This is a genomic window from Stenotrophomonas nematodicola (assembly GCF_009467805.1).
GTDB lineage: Bacteria > Pseudomonadota > Gammaproteobacteria > Xanthomonadales > Xanthomonadaceae > Stenotrophomonas > Stenotrophomonas nematodicola.
Window position 1 is genome coordinate 558,915 of sequence record NZ_WIAY01000002.1, and the last position, 17,526, is coordinate 576,440.

Sequence of the window (17,526 nt, forward strand, 5' to 3'; positions counted from 1 at the left end):
GGTCAGGCCGGGTCGAAGCGCGCCAGCGCGACCACCAGCGCTTCCCCCATCATGCGCAGGAACAGCGTGCCCATGCCGGGATAGAAGCGGTTGCCGTCGCGGCTGCCGACCGCGATCAGGCCCACGCCCGGCAGCGGCAGCAGCGCGCTGGACTGCACATCATCCACGCGGTCGCCGTACAGCAGCGCGTTCTTTTCCGGCTGCAGCCGCCCGCAGATGGGCTCGCCGTCGCCAAGGCAATCGCGGAACGACGACAGCGCCGGGCTGTCGGCGGCCACCACCTGCAACCACGGCGCCTGTTCCAGTCCGGCGACCGGCTTCAGCAGCACCAGGCGGACCAGGTCGCCGGCGAAATCCTCTTCCAGCGAGGCCGCCATCGCGCGCAGCGTGTCACCGGCGCTGGACTGCTTCATCAGCGCCAAGGTGAGCTGGTGCGTGCGCACGGCCAGGCGCTCGTTGATCTGCGCGTTGGCGGCCAGGTCGGCCAGCCGACGCTGCAGCTCGCGGTTCTTGTCGCGCAGCACCTCCAGCTGGTAGCTGGCCAGCGACGCGGTCGGGCCGTCATCGCGCGGCACCACCAGGGTCAGGGCCAGGTCCGGGAACTGCTTCAGGAAGGTCGGGTGACGCCGCAGCCAGGCGGCGACTTCGTGCGCTCCGATTTTCTCGACGGTCTCGCTCATGCGTTCCATTCCCCCTCGAAGACGAAGGCAGCCGGCCCGGACATCACGATCTGGGCGGTCGGGTCCGGCCAGCGGATGCGCAGGTCGCCACCGGGCAGCGACATGATGGCGTCACGTTCCAGCCGGCCGCGGTGCATCATCACCACCGCCGCCGCACAGGCACCGCTACCGCACGCCAGGGTCTCGCCAACGCCGCGCTCGTAGACGCGCAGGCGGGCGTGGCGTGGGTCCATGACCTGCACGAAGCCGACGTTCACCGACTGCGGGAAGGTGGCGTGCTGCTGCAGCAGCGGGCCGAGGCGCTCGACCGGTGCTGCATCCACCAGCCCGACTTCAATCACGGCGTGCGGATTGCCCATCGAGACCGCGCCGAAGCGCACGGTGTCCCCCTGCAGCGGCAGCAGATACTCCTCGCGGGCGTGTGCGAAACCGATCAACGGGACCTGGTCGGGCTCGAAGCGCGGCACGCCCATTGCCACGGCGTACTCATGCTCGCCCAGGCGCTCCACCGCGTGGGTGGTGACCGGGCTGTCGATCGCAAAGGCATCGCCGCTGGCGGCACCGTCGCGGACCAGCCAGGCCGCCACGCAGCGCGCGCCGTTGCCGCACTGCTGTGAACTGGAGCCGTCGGCGTTCCAGATCCGGTACGAGGCGACCGATCCGTCGGCCCTGGGCGGCTCGATGGTCAGGATCTGGTCGCAACCGACGCCGGTATGGCGATCGGCCAGGCGGGCCGCCAGCGCCGGATCCGGCGGCGGGCTGCCGTCGCGCAGATCCAGCACGATGAAGTCGTTGCCGGCACCGTGCATCTTGCTGAAGCGCAGTGCCCGGGGTGCCGCCTTATTCATTCCCGTCATCGGCCTTGAGTGCCGGCGCGTCGACCGGATCGGGCGCGACCGGGGTGGCACCGACGTCGGCATCGGACGCCGGCGGGGTGGCGGCCGGTTCGGCGGCCGGCTCGACCACTTCTTCGACCGGAACAGGCTTCTGCGGCATGACCAGAGGGCCCTTGTTGCCACAGGCCGACAGCACCAGCAGCGCCGAGGCGGCCAGCGTCAGGGAGATGAGGGTACGGGGGGATGTCTTCATGCCCCAAGTATAGCCATGCCCTCCACGGTAGTGCCGACCGCTGGCCGGCCACCTCAGCAACGCCTCAGGATGACCGCGGCGGCAGCGGCCGGCTCCACAGCCACAGCGCGACGGCGGTCATGCAGCCGATCGACAGCCATTTGACCCAGGCGATGGGCACGCACCACAGCATGATCCCGGCGCAGACCGTCATGGTCAGCGTGGCCATCCACTTCGCGTAACGGCTGACCGCGCCGTGCGCCTGCCAGTTGCGTATGGCCGGACCGAACCGCGGATGCTGCATCAACCGGTTGTGCAGGCGCTCGGAGCCGCGCGAGGCGGCCCAGGCCGAAATGAGGATGAACACGGTGGTCGGCAGGCCCGGCACGAAGATGCCGACGATGCCGGTACCCAGGCTGACATACGCCAGCAGCCACCACGCCCAGCGGAAACGTACCGGCCGCCGCACGGGTGCGGGTGCGGCATCGGCAACGTCAGGGCGTTCTGGCAGGCTCATGCAGCCAGCATAACGAGCCGGGAAGGCGACCGCGATGGTCGCCTTCCGCCTGGCCGTGGATCAGTTCGTTGCGGGCGTGACGCCGAGCTGATCCAGCACGAAGGCGTAGGACTCGGCCAGCTCGTGGTAGCGCTGGAAGCGCCCGGACTTGCCACCGTGGCCGGCTTCCATGTTGGTACGGAACACGATCGGATGGGTGCCGGTGTTGTCGTCGCGCAGCTTGGCCACCCACTTGGCCGGCTCCCAGTACTGCACCTGCGAATCCCACAGCCCGGTGCCGACAAACAACGCCGGGTACGCCTGCCGGCGCACGTTGTCATACGGCGAGTAGGTGAGCATGTAGTCGTAGTACTCGCGCTGCTCGGGATTGCCCCACTCGTCGTACTCGTTGGTGGTCAATGGGATGCTGGCATCGAGCATGGTGGTGACCACGTCCACGAACGGCACCTGCGCCACCATCACGCGGTAGTCCTGCGGTGCCTGGTTGGCCACCGCCCCCATCAGCAGACCACCGGCGCTGCCGCCGGACGCGGCCACGCGGTCCTTGGCGGCGTAGCCCTGGCGGACCAGCTCGCGGGTGACATCGACGAAGTCGTTGAAGGTGTTCTGCTTGTGCAGCAGCTTGCCGTTCTCGTACCAGGCCCGGCCCATTTCCTGGCCACCGCGGATGTGCGCGATGGCATAGACCACGCCGCGGTCGAGCAGGCTGACCACGGTCTGATTGAAGCCCGGGTCCATCGACATGCCGTAGCTGCCGTACGCGTACTGGTACAGCGCACCGGTGCCGTCCTTCCTGAAGCCATTGCGGTACACCAGCGAGACCGGCACCTTGACGCCATCGCGGGCGGTGACCCACACCCGCTCGGTGGTGTAGTTGGCCGGGTCGTAGCCGATCACCGGCTGCTGCTTGAGCTGGCGGCGTTCGCCGGTGACGGTGTTCAGTTCATAGGTGGTGGTGGGCGTGGTCAGCGAGGTGTAGGCGTAGCGCAGCCACGGGGTGTCGTGTTCCGGATTGGCGGCCAGACCCATTGAGTAGGCCGGTTCATCGGCCTTGACGTACTCCTGGCGACCGTCGGCGAACAGCAGGCGGATGCGCTCCAGCCCGTTGGAGCGCTCGGCGATGGCGCTGTATCCGTCGAACAGCTCGACGCCTTCGATCAGCACCGCCTCGTCGTGCGCCACCCAGTCCTTCCACTGGCTGCGTGTGGTGGCATCCGAGGGCGCGGTGACGATCTTGAAGTTGGTCGCACCGGCGTCATTGGTACGGATCACCCAGCGGCCATTGAAGTGGTCGGCGTCGTACTCGACGTCGCGCGCCCGCGGGGCGAGCACGGTGAAGGCCTGCGGATCGGCGGCCGGCGCGTAGCGCGTTTCCGAACTGACCGTGCTGTGCAGGTCGATGGTCAGGAACCGGTCGTCGCGGCTGCGGCCGACGCCCATGTAGAAGCTGTCGTCCTTCTCTTCGTAGACCAGCACGTCGCTGGCGACCGGCGTGCCCAGCACGTGCTTCTTCACCCGCACCGTGAGCAGCGTTTCCGGATCGTTCTCGACGTAGAACAGGGTGCGGTTGTCATCGGCCCAGACCACGTTCGGCGACACGTTCTCGATCCGGTCCGGCAGCACCTCACCGGTGCGCAGGTCCTTGAAGCGGATCACGTACTGGCGGCGGCCGACGTCGTCCTCGGCCCAGGCCAGCAGGTGGTTGTCCTGGCTGACATCCATATCGCCGACGCTGAAGTAGCCCTTGCCGGCAGCCATCGCGTTGATGTCCAGCAGGATCTCTTCGGGCGATTCCATGCTGCCCTTGCGCCGGGCCTGGATCGGGTAATCCTTGCCGGTCTCGAAGCGGGTGTAGTACCAGTAGCCGCGCTCGCGCGCGGGCACGCTGGCATCGTCCTGCTTGATGCGCGCCACGATCTCCTTGTAGAGGGTGTCCTCCAGCGGCTTGAGCGGCGCCATCACCGTATCGGTGTACGCATTTTCCGCGTTCAGGTACGCCAGCATCGCCGGGTTCTCGCGCTTGTCGTCGCGCAGCCAGTAGTAATCGTCGCTGCGGGTGGCGCCGAACGGGGCCTTGACCGTATGCGGGTGCTTTTCGGCATCAGGCGCGGTGGGCGCGGGAGCGGCATGCGCGGAAGTGGTCATCAGGCTGGCAACCAGTAAACAAAGGACGGGTTTCACGAGATAAGGCTCCTGGCGGGGGAATGCAATGGCGTCCGTGTCCATGCAGTCTGCGGCGGTCGTTGGGCCGGCGGCAAGCGTGTCGTTGGTCACTGCGCCTATCATCGGGACATGATCACGCCCCCCACTCCCTCCGCGGCCGGCTACAGCCGCCGCAGCCAGGACATCGCCCCCTTCCACGTCATGTCGCTGCTGGCCCGCGCGCAGGCGCTGGAACAGGCCGGCCACGACGTCATCCACCTGGAGATCGGCGAGCCGGACTTCACTACCGCCGCCCCGATCGTGCAGGCCGGCCAGGCGGCCCTGGCGGCCGGGCATACCCGGTACACCGCCGCGCGCGGCCTGCCGGCCCTGCGCCAGGCCATCGCCGGTTTCTACCGGGACCGCTACCAGGTGCAGGTCGATCCCGAGCGGATCCTGATCACCCCCGGCGGTTCCGGCGCGCTGCTGCTGGCCAGCAGCCTGCTGGTCGATCCAGGCCGGCATTGGCTGCTGGCCGACCCGGGCTATCCGTGCAACCGGCATTTCCTGCGCCTGGTCGAAGGGGCCGCGCAGCTGGTGCCGGTCGGGCCGGAGACCGCCTACCAGCTGACGCCGTCCCTGGTGGAACAGCACTGGAACGCGGACAGCGTCGGCGCGCTGGTGGCCTCGCCGGCCAATCCCACCGGCACGGTGCTGTCGGCCGCGGACCTGGCGGCGCTGTCGCAGGCGCTGAAGGCGCGTGGCGGTCACCTGGTGGTCGATGAGATCTACCACGGCCTGACCTACGGCATGGACGCGCAGAGCGTGCTGCAGGTGGACGACGATGCGTTCGTGCTGAACAGCTTCTCCAAGTATTTCGGCATGACCGGCTGGCGTCTCGGCTGGCTGGTGGCCCCCCCGAAGGCCGTACCCGACCTGGAAAAGCTGGCGCAGAACCTGTACATCAGCGCGTCCAGCATCGCCCAGCACGCCGCGCTGGCCTGCTTCGAACCGGAGGCCCTGGCCATCTTCGAACAGCGCCGCGCCGCCTTCCGCGAACGCCGCGACTACCTGCTGCCGGCGCTGCGCGCGCTCGGCTTCCGCATCGACGTCGAGCCGGAAGGCGCGTTCTACCTGTACTGCGATGTGAGCGCCTTCACCGATGACGCGCAGGCGTTCTGCGCGCATTTCCTGGAGACCCAGCACGTAGCGTTCACCCCGGGTCTGGATTTCGGTCACCACCGGGCCAGCCAGCACGTGCGGCTGGCGTACACCCAGCAGGTGCCGCGGCTGGAAGAAGCCGTGGCGCGTATCCGCCGCGGCCTGGAAACGTGGGTGCGTTGACCCCGCCGCGCGGCGCGGAACGACTCCAAAAAAAACGCCACGCATCGCTGCGTGGCGCTGAAGCTGGGGTGGAGCCAACCTGACGCCCCACCACCCGGAGTTCACGGGGCGATGGGTCCGCATCGGGCCGATGCCCCGCGGGATGCTCGACCGCCCCTGGCCGTCGAGCATACCCGACCTTACTTGCTCAGCTGCTCCCAGAGGAAGCTGTAGGCCAGTGCCGACATGTGCGCGGCCTGCGCGTTGTTGGCCGCACCGCCGTGTCCGCCCTCGATGTTCTCGTAGTAGGTCACGTCCTTGCCGGCCTCGATCATCTTGGCCGCCATCTTGCGGGCATGGGCCGGATGGACGCGGTCGTCGCGGGTGGAGGTGGTGAACAGCACCGGCGGGTAGGTCTTGCTGGCGTCGAACAGGTGGTACGGCGAGAAGGTCTTGATGAACGACCAGTCGGCCGTGTCCGGGTTGCCGTATTCAGCCATCCAGGACGCACCGGCCAGCAGGTGGTTGTAGCGCTTCATGTCCAGCAGCGGAACCTGCACGACCACGGCACCGAACAGCTCGGGGTACTGGGTCAGCATGTTGCCGGTGAGCAGGCCACCGTTGCTGCCGCCCTGCACGCCCAGGTGCTTGGCCGAGGTGATCTTGCGGCTGACCAGGTCGCGGGCGACCGCGGCCATGTCTTCGTATGCCTTGTGACGGTTCTGCTTGAGCGCCGCCTGGTGCCAGCGCGGGCCATACTCGCCACCGCCGCGGATGTTGGCGACCACGTACACGCCGCCCTTGTCCAGCCATGCACGGCCCATCGCACCGGAGTACGACGGGGTCAGCGAGATTTCAAAGCCGCCGTAGCCGTACAGCAGCGTCGGGTTGGACCCGTCCAGCTTCATGTCCTTGCCATGCACGACGAAGTACGGCACACGGGTACCGTCCTTGCTGGTGGCGAAGTGCTGCTCGATCACCTTGCCGTCGGCATTGAAGAACGCCGGCATGGTCTTGAGCACTTCCGGCTGCTTGCCGATCTCGGCCAGGGCCAGCGTGGTCGGGGTCAGGTAGTCGGTGACGGTCATCCACACCGCGTCGCTTTCGTCGGCATCGACCGCACTCACGGCCACGGTGCCGAATGAAGGCGCCCCGGTGAACGCGCTCTTCTTCCAGCCGCTGTCGGTCGGGGTCAGCACGCTCAGGCGGCTCTTCACGTCGTCGAGCACGTTGAGGACCAGGTGCGAGCGGGTCCAGCTGGCGCCTGCCAGCGAGGTGGTCTCGGTCGGCGCGAACAGCACCTCGAACTCACGCTTGCCGGCCAGGTAATCGTCCAGCTTGGTGGCCAGCAGCGAACCGGCTGCGTAGGTCTTGCCGCCTACGGTCCACGGCTCGCGCAGTTCCAGGGTCAGCCACTGCTTGCGCAGGCCCTTCTCGGCCGAGTTGGGCGCGTCGATCCGGGTCAGCGTGCCGTCGTTGGCGCGCAGGTAGAGCTCGTTGTTGTAGAAGGCCAGCGTACGGCTGACCAGGTTGCGCTCGTATCCCGGGGTGTCGTCGTGCATCGCCGAAATGTACATGTCATCCGGCTTGCCTTCGTACACCACGCTGGCCGAGGTCATCGGCGTACCGCGCTTCCACAGCTTGGCCACGCGCGGATAACCCGAGGTGGTCATCGTGCCGGCGCCGAAGTCGGTGTAGACGAACACGGTGTCACGATCGATCCAGTTCAGGCCGCCCTTGGACTCGGGACGGAAGAAACCGTCCTTGATCCAGGTCTTGTTGGCTAGGTCGAACTCACGGGTGACGTCGGCATCGGCGCCACCGCGCGAGAGCGCGACAAGGCAGCGGGCGTAGTCCGGGCGCAGGCAGTCGGCGCCGTGCCAGACCCAGTTCTCGCCTTCGGCCTTGTTCAGTGCATCCAGATCCAACACGGTTTCCCAGCGCGGCGAGGCCTTGCGGTACTCCTCCAGCGTAGTGCGGCGCCACACGCCGCGCTCGTGCTGCTTGTCCTTCCAGAAGTTGTAGTAGTAGTCGCCGATCTTCTGCACGCCGGGAATCTTGGCGTCCGAATCGAGCACCTCGCGGATGCTCGCTTCCATCGCCTTGAAGGCCGGGGTCTGCGCCAGGCGTCCCTCGGACTTGGCGTTCTGTTCCTTGACCCAGGACAGCGGCTTGTCGCCGGTCACGTCCTCCAGCCACGCGTACGGATCGGCCGGCGTTTCAGCGGCCACGGCGGTGGCGGCCGTGGCGGCGGACATCAAGCCTGCCATCAGGCAGGCGGAAGCGATTCGGGACATTGCAGCTCCAGGCAGTCATAGACCCCGGACGCTACCACAGGCGACCGCTGCCCCTCCCGTGTCGAAGGTCAGGCCGCGCGCAGGCGCCGCGCCGGCCGACGCCGGCGGGCCTGCGGTGCGCGCCGGCGGGCGCCGGCCCGGCGCTGGGCCCACCAGCGCAACGGCAGCCGGAAGCGGTACAGCGCCCACCAGGCCAGCCAGGGCATCCCGACCAGCCACAACGGCCCCCATCCCAACCAGCTGCTGTAACCGCGTGCCGCCGGCCAGACCAGCACCAGCGCCAGCCCGGCAAGGGCCGCCTGCCTGACGCAACGCAACACCCGCGGGTCGGGTAGCTCGGCGGAACGGGACGAACGATGCGAAGAAGACAGGGACATGACACCGCTCCATGCGAAAGTGAGGCGTCACCTTGCCGTGCCACCATCTCACCGGCTGCGACCTCGTGCCGCAGCGTGAACCGGTCACGCCGCCGGTGCGCCACCATTGACGTTCTTCGCCGTCCCACCCACCATGCCCCTGCCAGCCCCTGGAGCCACCCGCCGCATGTCTGTGAACCGCCCGCTTCGCGCTGTCCTGTTGCTGTCCACGCTGTCGCTGTTGCCGGCCTGCGCCTTCCGCCATGAGGCCAAGCCGTCGCCGGCGCCGACGACGGCCGAGCGTGCAGGTCCGGCGATCGATCTGCAGCGTTTCATGGGCACCTGGTATGTGATCGGACGCGTTCCGAATCCGGTCGAGCGCGGCCATGTGGCCAGCGTCAACGAGTACCGCCTGCGCGGCGACCAGAAGGTCGCCATCACCTATCGCTACCGCAACGGTTTCTCCGAACCGCAGGAAGAACTCACGGTGCGCGCGTCGGTGGACGAGGACAGCGGCAACCACAATTGGCGTACCTGGTTCTACAAGATCGTGCCCACCCACACCCGCGTGCTGGAAGTGGCACCGGACTATTCGTGGGCGCTGGTGGGCTATCCAGGCCGTGAAATGGCGTGGATCTTCGCGCGCCAGCCGGACATGGACAAGGACCTGTACAAAGAGCTGGCCACGCGCCTGCGTGACGAGTACGGCGTCAACACCGACAAGCTTAAGCGCGTGCCGCAGCACCGCGAACAGGTGGACCGCCTGGGCTACGAAGTCCCGAACGTCCGCTGAGCGTGAACCCGTATCGCCGACCGCTGGTCGGCTGTCGCGCGCAACGCGGGGTATCGGCATCGCACCCGTAGAGCCGACCTCTGGTCGGCTGTAGCGCACAGCGCGGGGTATCGGCATCGCACCGTAGAGCCGACCTCTGGTCGGCTGTAGCGCACAGCGCGGGGTATCGGCATCGCACCCGTAGAGCCGACCTCTGGTCGGCTATCGCGCGCAGCGCGGGGGTATCGGCATCGGATCGGAGAGCAGCCGACCAGAGGGCGGCTCTACGTCGGCTGTCGCGCACAGCGCGGGGGTATCGGCATCGGATCGGAAAGCAGCCGACCAGAGGGCGGCTCTACATCGGCTGTCGCGCGCAGCGCGGGGATATCTGCACCGCACCCGTAGAGCCGACCTCTGGTCGGCTATCGCGCGCAGCGCGGGGTATCGGCATCGGAACGGAGAGCAGCCGACCAGGGGGCGGCTCTACATCGGCTGTCGCGCGCAGCGCGGGAGTATCGGCACCGGATCGGAGAGCAGCCGACCAGAGGGCGGCTCTACGTCGGCTGTCGCGCACAGCGCGGGAGTATCGGCATCGGATCGGAGAGCAGCCGACCAGAGGGCGGCTCTACGTCGGCTGTCGCGCGCAGCGCGGGGATATCGGCACCGGATCGGAGAGCAGCCGACCAGAGGGCGGCTCTACGTACGCATGACCGCGACGGGTCTATGGCGCCGGGATGGCGTTATCGGCGGCTGTAATGCGCGACGAGGCGATCGCCGAGCATCTGCAGCACCTGGACCAGGATCAGCAGCAGCACCACGGTGACCAGGGCCACATCGGTGTGCGAGCGCTGGTAGCCGTCGCGGAAGGCGAGGTCGCCCAGGCCGCCGGAACCGATCGCACCGCCCATCGCGGTGAAGCCGATCAGGGCGATGACGGTGACCGTCGCACCGGCAATCAGACCGGGCCGTGCTTCGGGCAACAACACCCGCGTCACCAGCTGCCACGTGGTCGCACCCATCGCCTGGGTGGCTTCGATCACGCCGCGATCCACTTCACGCAGCGCGGTTTCGACCAGACGCGCGTAGAACGGCGCCGCGCCGATCACCAGCGGCACGATGGCACCGCGCACCCCCAGCGATGTGCCCATCATCCACAGCGTGAGCGGAATCAGCACGATCATCAGGATGATGAAGGGCACCGAGCGCAGCAGGTTCACCAGCAGCGCCAGCGCGCCATACACCACCGGCTTGCGGTGCAGCTGCGGCGAGCCGGTCAGGAACAGGAGGACACCCAGAGGCAGGCCGATCGCCAGCGTCAGCGGCAGCGAGCCGCCCAGCATCAGCAGGGTATCGACGGTCGCCTGGCCGATGTCGGCCCACTTTCCGGCATCGAGATGGCGGAAGAATCCGCCGGCGGTGGCGAACATCATCGGCGCAGCTCCTCAAGGTGGACACCGGCAGCGACAAAGCCCGCCTGCGCGGCCTGTACGTCGCCTCCGACCAGCGACACCGTCAGCTGGCCATAAGGGGTGTCCTTGATCCGGTCGATGCGGCCGGACAGGATGTTGTAGTCCACGCCGGTGTCGCGCGCGATGCGCCCGAGCAATGGCTCGTAAGTGTCCGCGCCGAGGAAGGTCAGGCGGACGATGCGCCCGGCGACCGCGTCGAAATCCTTGTGCAGCTCGCCCTCGTCCACCTGCTCCGATTCGGTCACGAAGCGGCGTGTGGTCGGGTGCTGCGGGTGCAGGAAGACCTCGGTGACCGGCCCGGTTTCAACCAGTGCGCCGGCATCGAGCACGGCCACGCGGTCGCAGACGCGGCGGATCACATCCATCTCGTGCGTGATCAGTACGATGGTCAGGCCCAGTTCGCGGTTGATCCTGCCCAGCAGCTTCAGCACGGACGCGGTGGTCTGCGGGTCCAGCGCACTGGTGGCCTCGTCGCACAGCAGGATCTGCGGGCGCGTGGCGAGCGCGCGGGCGATGCCGACGCGCTGCTTCTGGCCGCCGGACAACTGCGCCGGGTACTTGGTGGCGTGCGCCTCCAGGCCCACCGTGTGCAGCAGCTCATCAACCCGCGCATCGATCTCCGCCCGCGGCGTGCCGGCCAGCTCCAGCGGGAAGGCGACATTGGCCGCCACCGTGCGCGAGGACAGCAGGTTGAAGTGCTGGAAGATCATGCCGATGCGCCGGCGCAGCGTGCGCAGGCCATCGGCGTCCAGCGCGGTGACGTCTTCACCATTGATCAGCAGGCGCCCACCGGTGGGCTCCTCCAGGCGGTTGATCAGCCGGATCAGGGTCGATTTGCCCGCACCGGAGTGCCCGATGATGCCGAACACCTCGCCGGCCTCGATGGTCAGGTCCAGCGGCTGCAGCGCGGCGATCGCGCGGCCGCCGACGGCATAGGATTTGTGCAGGCGCTGGAACTCGATCACGTTCGCGGTCAACCGGGGCATCGACGGGAGGGGGCGTGCAGCCTACCAGCGCGGGACGGCCCTCGCCCGTGCGGATGCGCGGAATGATATTCCGTTTGGTTCTAAGCCGGCGTGATCGGGCGCCACAGGCGCCCGGGCCGGTCAGGGGTGGTCCAGCGGCGCCGGCGGCTGGACCTGGCGGACCCGCTCGCGGTGCAGCAGGTACAGGCCCGAGGCGACGATGATCGCCGCGCCCAGCCAGGTCACCTGGTCGGGCAGCACGCTCCAGAACAGCAGATCCCAGCCGATCACCCAGACCAGTCCGGTGTACTCCAGCGGGGCGATCAGCGACGCTTCGCCGAGCTGGAAAGCGCGGGTCAGCGCAACCTGCCCGGCGGCCCCGGCCAGGCCCATGCCGCCGATCAGGGCCGCATGCCCCCACTGCAGCGGCTGCCAGTCCGGCAGCGCCAGCAGGCCGGCGCCCACCGCCATGATCACCAGGAACCAGACCACCATCGATTGCGGGGTGTCGGTGCGGGTCAGCATGCTGACCGTGATCGCGGCCACGGCGTAGGCGGTCGCTGCCAGCAGCACCATCAACCCGGGGATCGAGATGAAGCCATCCCCGCCCGGCCGCAGTACCACCAGCACGCCGACCAGGCCGATGCCGATGGCGATCCAGCGGCGCGGGCCAACGTGCTCGCCCAACAGCGGCACCGACAGCGCGGCAATCAGCAGCGGCGCGACGAAATAGATGGTGTAGGCGGTGGACAGCGGCAGGCTGCGCAGGGCGAACACGAAGCAGCCGATCATGGCCATGCCCAGCAGGCCGCGCAGCAGGTGCAGGCCCCAGCGCACCGGCACCAGAGAGCGCGGACCGGCCGTGACCAGCACCCAGACCAGCACGAACGGCAGCGAGGCGGCACCGCGCAGGAAAGTCACCTGCAGGGTCGGATAGCTGGCCGAGAGCTGCTTCATGCCCGCATCCATCAGCGAGAAACAGGCGACCGCCAGGAGCATCCAGGCGACCGCGCGGGAGGGAGAGCGTTGCATGTTCATGGCCCATTATCGCCGCCACGGCCGGGCCGTCCACGTCCGGTTGGTTAGAATGGGGGCTTCACCTGCTGGAGTATTCCCATGCCCTCCTTCGACGTTGTGTCCGAAGTCAACACCCACGAGCTGACCAACGCGGTCGACCAGGCCAACCGCGAGCTGTCCACCCGCTTCGATTTCAAGGGCGTGGACGCGAAGTTCGTGCTCGAAGACAGCGTGATCAGCCAGTCGGCTCCCAGCGACTTCCAGCTCCAGCAGATGACCGACATCCTGCGCGCACGCCTGATCGCCCGCAGCATCGACACCCGCTGCCTGGAGTTCGGCGACATCGAAACCAACCTGGCCGGCGCGCGCCAGAAGATCACCGTCAAGCAGGGCATCGAGCAGAAGGTGGCCAAGCAGATCGCGGCCAAGCTCAAGGAAGCCAAGCTCAAGGTCGACAGCCAGATCAATGGCGACAAGCTGCGCGTCAACGGCAAGAAGCGCGACGACCTGCAGGACGCCATCGCGCTGCTGAAGAAGGAAACCTTCGAAGTGCCGCTGCAGTTCGACAACTTCCGCGACTGATCCCCGGCCGCCGGGCGCGCCCCTGACACCCGCCCGGCAGAGCCCGGCGCTGCCAGGCTGCAACGCCCATGCGCGCCGGGCGCCCCGTAGAGCCGGGTTCTACCCGGCTGCCGTTCGCCCGGATGCATGCACCCTGACACCCGCCCGGGCAGAGGCCGGCGCTGCCAAGCTGCAACGCCCGTGCGCGCCGGCAGACCCGTAGAGCCGGGTTCTACCCGGCTGCCGTTCGCCCGGATGCATGCACCCTGACACCCGCCCGGGCAGAGGCCGGCGCTGCCAAGCTGCAACGCCCGTGCGCGCCGGGAGCCTCGTAGAGCCGGGTTCTACCCGGCTGCCGTTCGCCCGGATGCATGCGCCCTGCCCCCCGCCCGGGCAGACCCCGGCGCTGCCAAGCTGCAACGCCCATGCGCGCCGGGCCAAGCTGCAACGCCCGTGCGCGCCGGGAGCCCCGTAGAGCCGGGTTCTACCCGGCTGCCGTTCGCCCGGATGCATGCACCCTGCCCCCCGCCCGGGCAGACCCCGGCGCTACGGTCGCAGGTGTTTGTAGAGGGTGGTGCGCGATACGCCCAACTGGCGCGCGGCCGCGCTGACGTTGCCGTGGTGGGTCGCCACCGCCTCGCGCATGGCCTGGATGCTGTGGGCGCGCAGCGTGCGGTCGCCCGCCGGATGGATATCTGCCTCCACGCGCAGGCTGGCGCGTGCCGCCAGCGGCGCGCGCAGGTACTGCACATGCACCGCAGTGTCCTCGTCCAGGCGTACCCGGTACGGCGCGCCCGCCTGCAGCAGACGACGCCGCTGGTGCACGCTGGCGCCGGCAAACAGACCCTCCAGCGTCAGCAGCGGCAACGGGCCGCGCCGGGGCAGCCCGAACAGACGCCGTGCCACGCGGTTGGCGGCCCGGATCCGTCCATCCTCCTGTACGGCCAACAGCCCCTGCAGCGGCGAATGCAACCAGCGTGCGTCGTGCTGCACGGCCAGCAGATGGCAGGCGCGCTGTGCCTGCATCAGCCGGTTCTCGGCCGACAACGCTGCCTGGCGGAAGTAACCATGCAGCAGCTCCGCGTCGCGCTCGCCGGTCCCGGTGATGTCCAGCGCGCCCAGCACTTCGCCGTCGAGTCCGTGCAACGGCACGCTCAGACAGAACACGGCGGCAAAGCGGTCCAGATAGTGTTCATTGCCGCGCACCAGCGCCGGCGCATCCTCGGCCAGGCTGCATGACGGCGCGGTGGTGCCGATGTCGCACTCGCGAAGCTGGCGCCCCACCTGGATGGGCCGCAGGACCGGCACGTCGGCCAGGCCATGCTCGCGCTGGGCGATCACCCTGCCCTCGGCATTGACGCAGAACAGTGTCCACTGCCGTCCGCCGAACGCGGCCCAGAGACGATCCAGCTCCTCGCGCACGCAGCGCGCCAGGCGGCGATCGGCCGGGGCATCCAGGCGCCCGGCGTGGCGGGCCAGCGGCGCGTAATGCGGTTCCTGCCGCGGCTGTACGCCTGCCAGCCGCGAGCGCTCCCAGGAACGCTGGAGCGGCGGTGCCAGCAGGGCGCCGGCCAGTGCACCGCCGTCTGCGAAGCGCTGGCGCGCCGCCGCCAATGCCTGCTGCTGTTCCCGCTGCATGCCGCCCATCGGTCGATCTCCTACCCGGACCGTGAGCGTACACCCGCCACGCTGACTGACACCGCCGTCGCGGCCCCTGGCGGCCGCGACGGACCGTTTCATCCACCGAGGGTCAGGATCGGCTTGAGCGTGATGCCGCGGGTGCTGTCTTCGGCGGCCTGATTGATCTGATCCAGGGGATAGAACCTCACCAGCCTGTCGAACGGAAACCGCCCCTGCTGGTACAGCTGCACCAGTTGCGGGATGAACACTTTCGGCACGCTGTCGCCCTCCACGATGCCGCGGATGCTGCGGCCGCCGAGCAGCAGATTGTTGACGTCGAACTCGGCCTTGGTGCCCAGCTTGGGCGCGCCCACCACCCCGATCACGCCGAGGCTGCCGAGTGCCTCGATGCCCTGCGCGAGCACCTCGGGACGGCCGGTGGATTCGAGCGCGAAGTCGGCGCCACCGCCGGTGATCGCACGCACGGCCTCGACCACGTCCACCTCGCGGCTGTTGATGACATGGGTGGCGCCCAGTTCCGTGGCCAGCGCCAGCCGCGAAGGCACCACATCGATGGCGATGATGGTGGTCGCGCCGGCAACGCGCGCGGCCATCACCGCACTCAGGCCCACCGCCCCGGCACCGAAGCTGGCGAAGCTGCTGCCCGCGCCGACCCGGAGCGAATTGATCACCGCGCCGGCACCGGTCTGGATGCCGCAGCCCAGCGGCCCGAGCAGTTCGATCGGTGCATCGTCGGGCACCTTGATCGCATTGTTCTCGCGGCTCAATGCATAGGTGGCAAACGAGGACTGCGCGAAGAAGTGGTCGTGCAGCGGGTTGCCGTCGGGATCCTGGATCGCGGTGCTGCCATCCAGCGCACCGCCGCCGAAGTTCAGGCCGAAGAAGTCGCGGCAGTACGCGCCGTGGCCGCCACTGCACGGATTGCAGTGGCCACACGCGCCGTAGGTCAGCACCACGTGGTCGCCAACCTTGAGCTCCTTGACCCCGGGGCCCAGCGCTTCGACCACGCCCGCTCCTTCATGGCCGAGCACGGCCGGCAGCGGTACCGGGTAGTACTGGTCACGCACGATCAGGTCGGTATGACACAGGCCGGTGGCGACCACGCGGACCAGCACCTCGTCGTCCTGCGGCCCGCGGATGCGCGCCTTCTCGATCGTGAAAGGCTGTTCTTTTTCGCGCACCACGGCCACGGTGATGTCGCGCAGTTCTGCTGTTGCGGTCATGACATTGTCCTCGTTCAGATCGGATAGGCGGGCGCTTCGCCCTTGACGGTCAGCCACTGCCACTGGGTGAACTCGTCGATGTTGGACGGCCCGCCGATGCTGGTGCCGTTGCCGGACGCACCGACGCCACCGAACGGATTGATCACCTCATCGTTCACGGTCTGGTCGTTGATGTGCAGCAGGCCGGTACGCAGCCGTTCGCCCAGCTTCAGCGCGCGGCCGACGTTGCTCGACAGAACCGCCATCGACAGGCCGTACTCGCTGTCGTTGGCCAGCTCCACCGCTTCCTCGTCGGTATCGAACGGCACCACCACCGCCACCGGCGCGAAGATCTCCTCGTGGAACGCCGGGTTGTCGCGGCCCACATCGCTGAGGACAGTCGGTTCGAAGAACAGGTCGCGGTAACCGCCACCGGTGGCCAGCGTGGCGCCGGCCGCCTGCGCCTCGGCGACCACGCGCGCGGCATGGTCGCGCTGCTGCGCGCTGATCAGCGGCCCGATCGCCACGTCGCCGGTGGCCGGATCGCCCACCTTCAGCGAGCGTGCCTTGGCCACCAGCTTATCCAGGAACCGGGCATGGATGCTGCGCTGGACCAGCACCCGTCCGGTGGCCATGCAGATCTGTCCCTGGTGCAGGTACACGCCCCAGGCGGTGTTGGCGATGGCCAGGTCGATGTCGGCATCGTCGAGCACGATCAGCGAGTTCTTGCCGCCCAGCTCCAGCGACACTTTCTTCAGATGCCGGCCGGCCGCTTCGCCGACCTTGCGCCCGGCGCCGGTGGACCCGGTGAACTGGATCATGGCGATGTTGGGATCGCGGGTCAGCGCCGCACCGGCCGCACCATCCCCGGGCAGTACATGCAGCAGGCCCGCCGGCAATCCGGCCAGTTCGAACAGCCGCGCAATCACGAAGCCGCCGCAGACCGCCGTGCGCGGGTCGGGTTTGAGGACCACCGCATTGCCCAGCGCGAGGGCCGGCGCCACCGCGCGCATCGCCAGGTACAACGGAAAATTGAACGGCGCGATCACGCCCACCACGCCGAGCGGGCGGCGGCGGGCCAGGTTCAGCCGGCCCGGTTCGGACGGCAGCACCTCGCCGATGCTGCGCGAGGGCAGCGCGGCCGCTTCGTGCAGCGCCTTGACGTTGACCTTGGCCTCGAAGCCGGCTTTCAGCCGGGTCGATCCGCTTTCGCGGACCAGCCAGTCCACAATCGCGTCGGTGTGCTGCTCGGCCAGCTGCGCGGCGCGCCGCAGGACCTGCGCACGCGTCTCATACGGGGCGCTGGCCCAGTCACGCTGCGCCTGGGCCGCGGTGGCGGCGGCGGCGGCAATGCCGGCCGGGTCGGTCATTCCGATCGATCCCAGGGGGGCTCCGGTGGCCGGTTCGATCACGTCCTGGGTGCTGGCACCGGCACGCCAGGTGCCGTCGAACAGCGTGCCGGACCACAGGGAGGTGGGCAGGAACTGCGGTGTATCGCTCATCTGTTGACTCCTTT

Annotated in this window: 16 protein-coding genes; 3 read left to right on the forward strand and 13 right to left on the reverse strand. The window is 68.6% G+C overall.

What is annotated here, in order from left to right:
* Positions 1-2 precede the first annotated feature (2 nt).
* The 5 genes from GDJ08_RS10000 to GDJ08_RS10020 all read right to left on the reverse strand — a co-directional run bounded on the left by GDJ08_RS10000 (position 3) and on the right by GDJ08_RS10020 (position 4,446).
* A complete protein-coding gene (locus GDJ08_RS10000) occupies positions 3-680 on the reverse strand; it encodes a DUF484 family protein (protein WP_136005186.1) in 678 nt (225 codons plus the stop codon).
* Complete coding sequence (dapF, locus tag GDJ08_RS10005; RefSeq protein ID WP_153164797.1) at positions 677-1,528, reverse strand: diaminopimelate epimerase; 852 nt, start codon at positions 1,526-1,528, stop codon at positions 677-679. The genes GDJ08_RS10000 and dapF overlap by 4 nt, the downstream gene beginning before the upstream one ends.
* The gene (gene lptM / locus GDJ08_RS10010) at positions 1,521-1,769 is read right to left on the reverse strand and encodes an LPS translocon maturation chaperone LptM (protein WP_153164798.1); all 249 of its coding nucleotides are present in this window, start codon (positions 1,767-1,769) and stop codon (positions 1,521-1,523) included. Before lptM ends, dapF begins: the two co-directional genes overlap by 8 nt.
* A gap of 64 nt (positions 1,770-1,833) precedes the next feature.
* Positions 1,834-2,265: a YbaN family protein gene (locus GDJ08_RS10015; RefSeq protein ID WP_017356664.1), complete on the reverse strand. Its 432-nt coding sequence runs from the start codon at positions 2,263-2,265 to the stop codon at positions 1,834-1,836.
* 60 nt (positions 2,266-2,325) lie between these two features.
* Positions 2,326-4,446: a S9 family peptidase gene (locus tag GDJ08_RS10020; RefSeq protein WP_153164799.1), complete on the reverse strand. Its 2,121-nt coding sequence runs from the start codon at positions 4,444-4,446 to the stop codon at positions 2,326-2,328.
* A 111-nt stretch (positions 4,447-4,557) separates the two neighbouring features.
* On the opposite strand from GDJ08_RS10020, the gene GDJ08_RS10025 reads away from it, so the two are divergent.
* A complete protein-coding gene (locus GDJ08_RS10025) occupies positions 4,558-5,751 on the forward strand; it encodes a pyridoxal phosphate-dependent aminotransferase (protein WP_153164800.1) in 1,194 nt (397 codons plus the stop codon).
* 179 nt (positions 5,752-5,930) lie between these two features.
* Here GDJ08_RS10025 and GDJ08_RS10030 read toward each other — a convergent pair whose 3' ends face one another.
* The gene (locus GDJ08_RS10030; RefSeq protein ID WP_017356667.1) at positions 5,931-8,027 is read right to left on the reverse strand and encodes a prolyl oligopeptidase family serine peptidase; all 2,097 of its coding nucleotides are present in this window, start codon (positions 8,025-8,027) and stop codon (positions 5,931-5,933) included.
* Between the two features lie 68 nt (positions 8,028-8,095).
* Positions 8,096-8,404 (reverse strand): hypothetical protein, encoded by a 309-nt coding sequence (locus GDJ08_RS10035; protein WP_136005203.1) that lies wholly within the window; start codon positions 8,402-8,404, stop codon positions 8,096-8,098.
* A gap of 166 nt (positions 8,405-8,570) precedes the next feature.
* Between GDJ08_RS10035 and GDJ08_RS10040 the strand changes: the two genes are divergently transcribed.
* Positions 8,571-9,176 carry a lipocalin family protein gene (locus GDJ08_RS10040; protein ID WP_136005205.1) on the forward strand — a complete coding sequence of 202 codons (606 nt, stop codon included), beginning with the start codon at positions 8,571-8,573 and terminating at the stop codon, positions 9,174-9,176.
* 719 nt (positions 9,177-9,895) lie between these two features.
* Here the strand turns inward: GDJ08_RS10040 and GDJ08_RS10045 are convergent.
* From GDJ08_RS10045 to GDJ08_RS10055, 3 genes are all read right to left on the reverse strand, one after another.
* On the reverse strand, positions 9,896-10,585 hold the full coding sequence (locus GDJ08_RS10045; RefSeq protein ID WP_017356419.1) for a methionine ABC transporter permease: 690 nt from the start codon (positions 10,583-10,585) through the stop codon (positions 9,896-9,898).
* On the reverse strand, positions 10,582-11,589 hold the full coding sequence (locus tag GDJ08_RS10050; RefSeq protein WP_026070826.1) for a methionine ABC transporter ATP-binding protein: 1,008 nt from the start codon (positions 11,587-11,589) through the stop codon (positions 10,582-10,584). The genes GDJ08_RS10045 and GDJ08_RS10050 overlap by 4 nt, the downstream gene beginning before the upstream one ends.
* Positions 11,590-11,730: 141 nt before the next feature.
* The gene (locus tag GDJ08_RS10055) at positions 11,731-12,627 is read right to left on the reverse strand and encodes a DMT family transporter (RefSeq protein ID WP_017356421.1); all 897 of its coding nucleotides are present in this window, start codon (positions 12,625-12,627) and stop codon (positions 11,731-11,733) included.
* A gap of 78 nt (positions 12,628-12,705) precedes the next feature.
* On the opposite strand from GDJ08_RS10055, the gene GDJ08_RS10060 reads away from it, so the two are divergent.
* Complete coding sequence (locus GDJ08_RS10060) at positions 12,706-13,188, forward strand: YajQ family cyclic di-GMP-binding protein (protein ID WP_017356422.1); 483 nt, start codon at positions 12,706-12,708, stop codon at positions 13,186-13,188.
* A 525-nt stretch (positions 13,189-13,713) separates the two neighbouring features.
* Here GDJ08_RS10060 and GDJ08_RS10065 read toward each other — a convergent pair.
* From GDJ08_RS10065 to GDJ08_RS10075, 3 genes are all read right to left on the reverse strand, one after another.
* Positions 13,714-14,814, reverse strand: a complete 1,101-nt coding sequence (locus GDJ08_RS10065) for a helix-turn-helix domain-containing protein (RefSeq protein WP_136005210.1) — start codon at positions 14,812-14,814, stop codon at positions 13,714-13,716.
* Between the two features lie 89 nt (positions 14,815-14,903).
* Positions 14,904-16,031, reverse strand: a complete 1,128-nt coding sequence (locus GDJ08_RS10070) for an NAD(P)-dependent alcohol dehydrogenase (protein ID WP_153164801.1) — start codon at positions 16,029-16,031, stop codon at positions 14,904-14,906.
* 14 nt (positions 16,032-16,045) lie between these two features.
* Positions 16,046-17,512 (reverse strand): benzaldehyde dehydrogenase, encoded by a 1,467-nt coding sequence (locus GDJ08_RS10075; RefSeq protein ID WP_153164802.1) that lies wholly within the window; start codon positions 17,510-17,512, stop codon positions 16,046-16,048.
* Between the last annotated feature and the right edge of the window lie 14 nt (positions 17,513-17,526).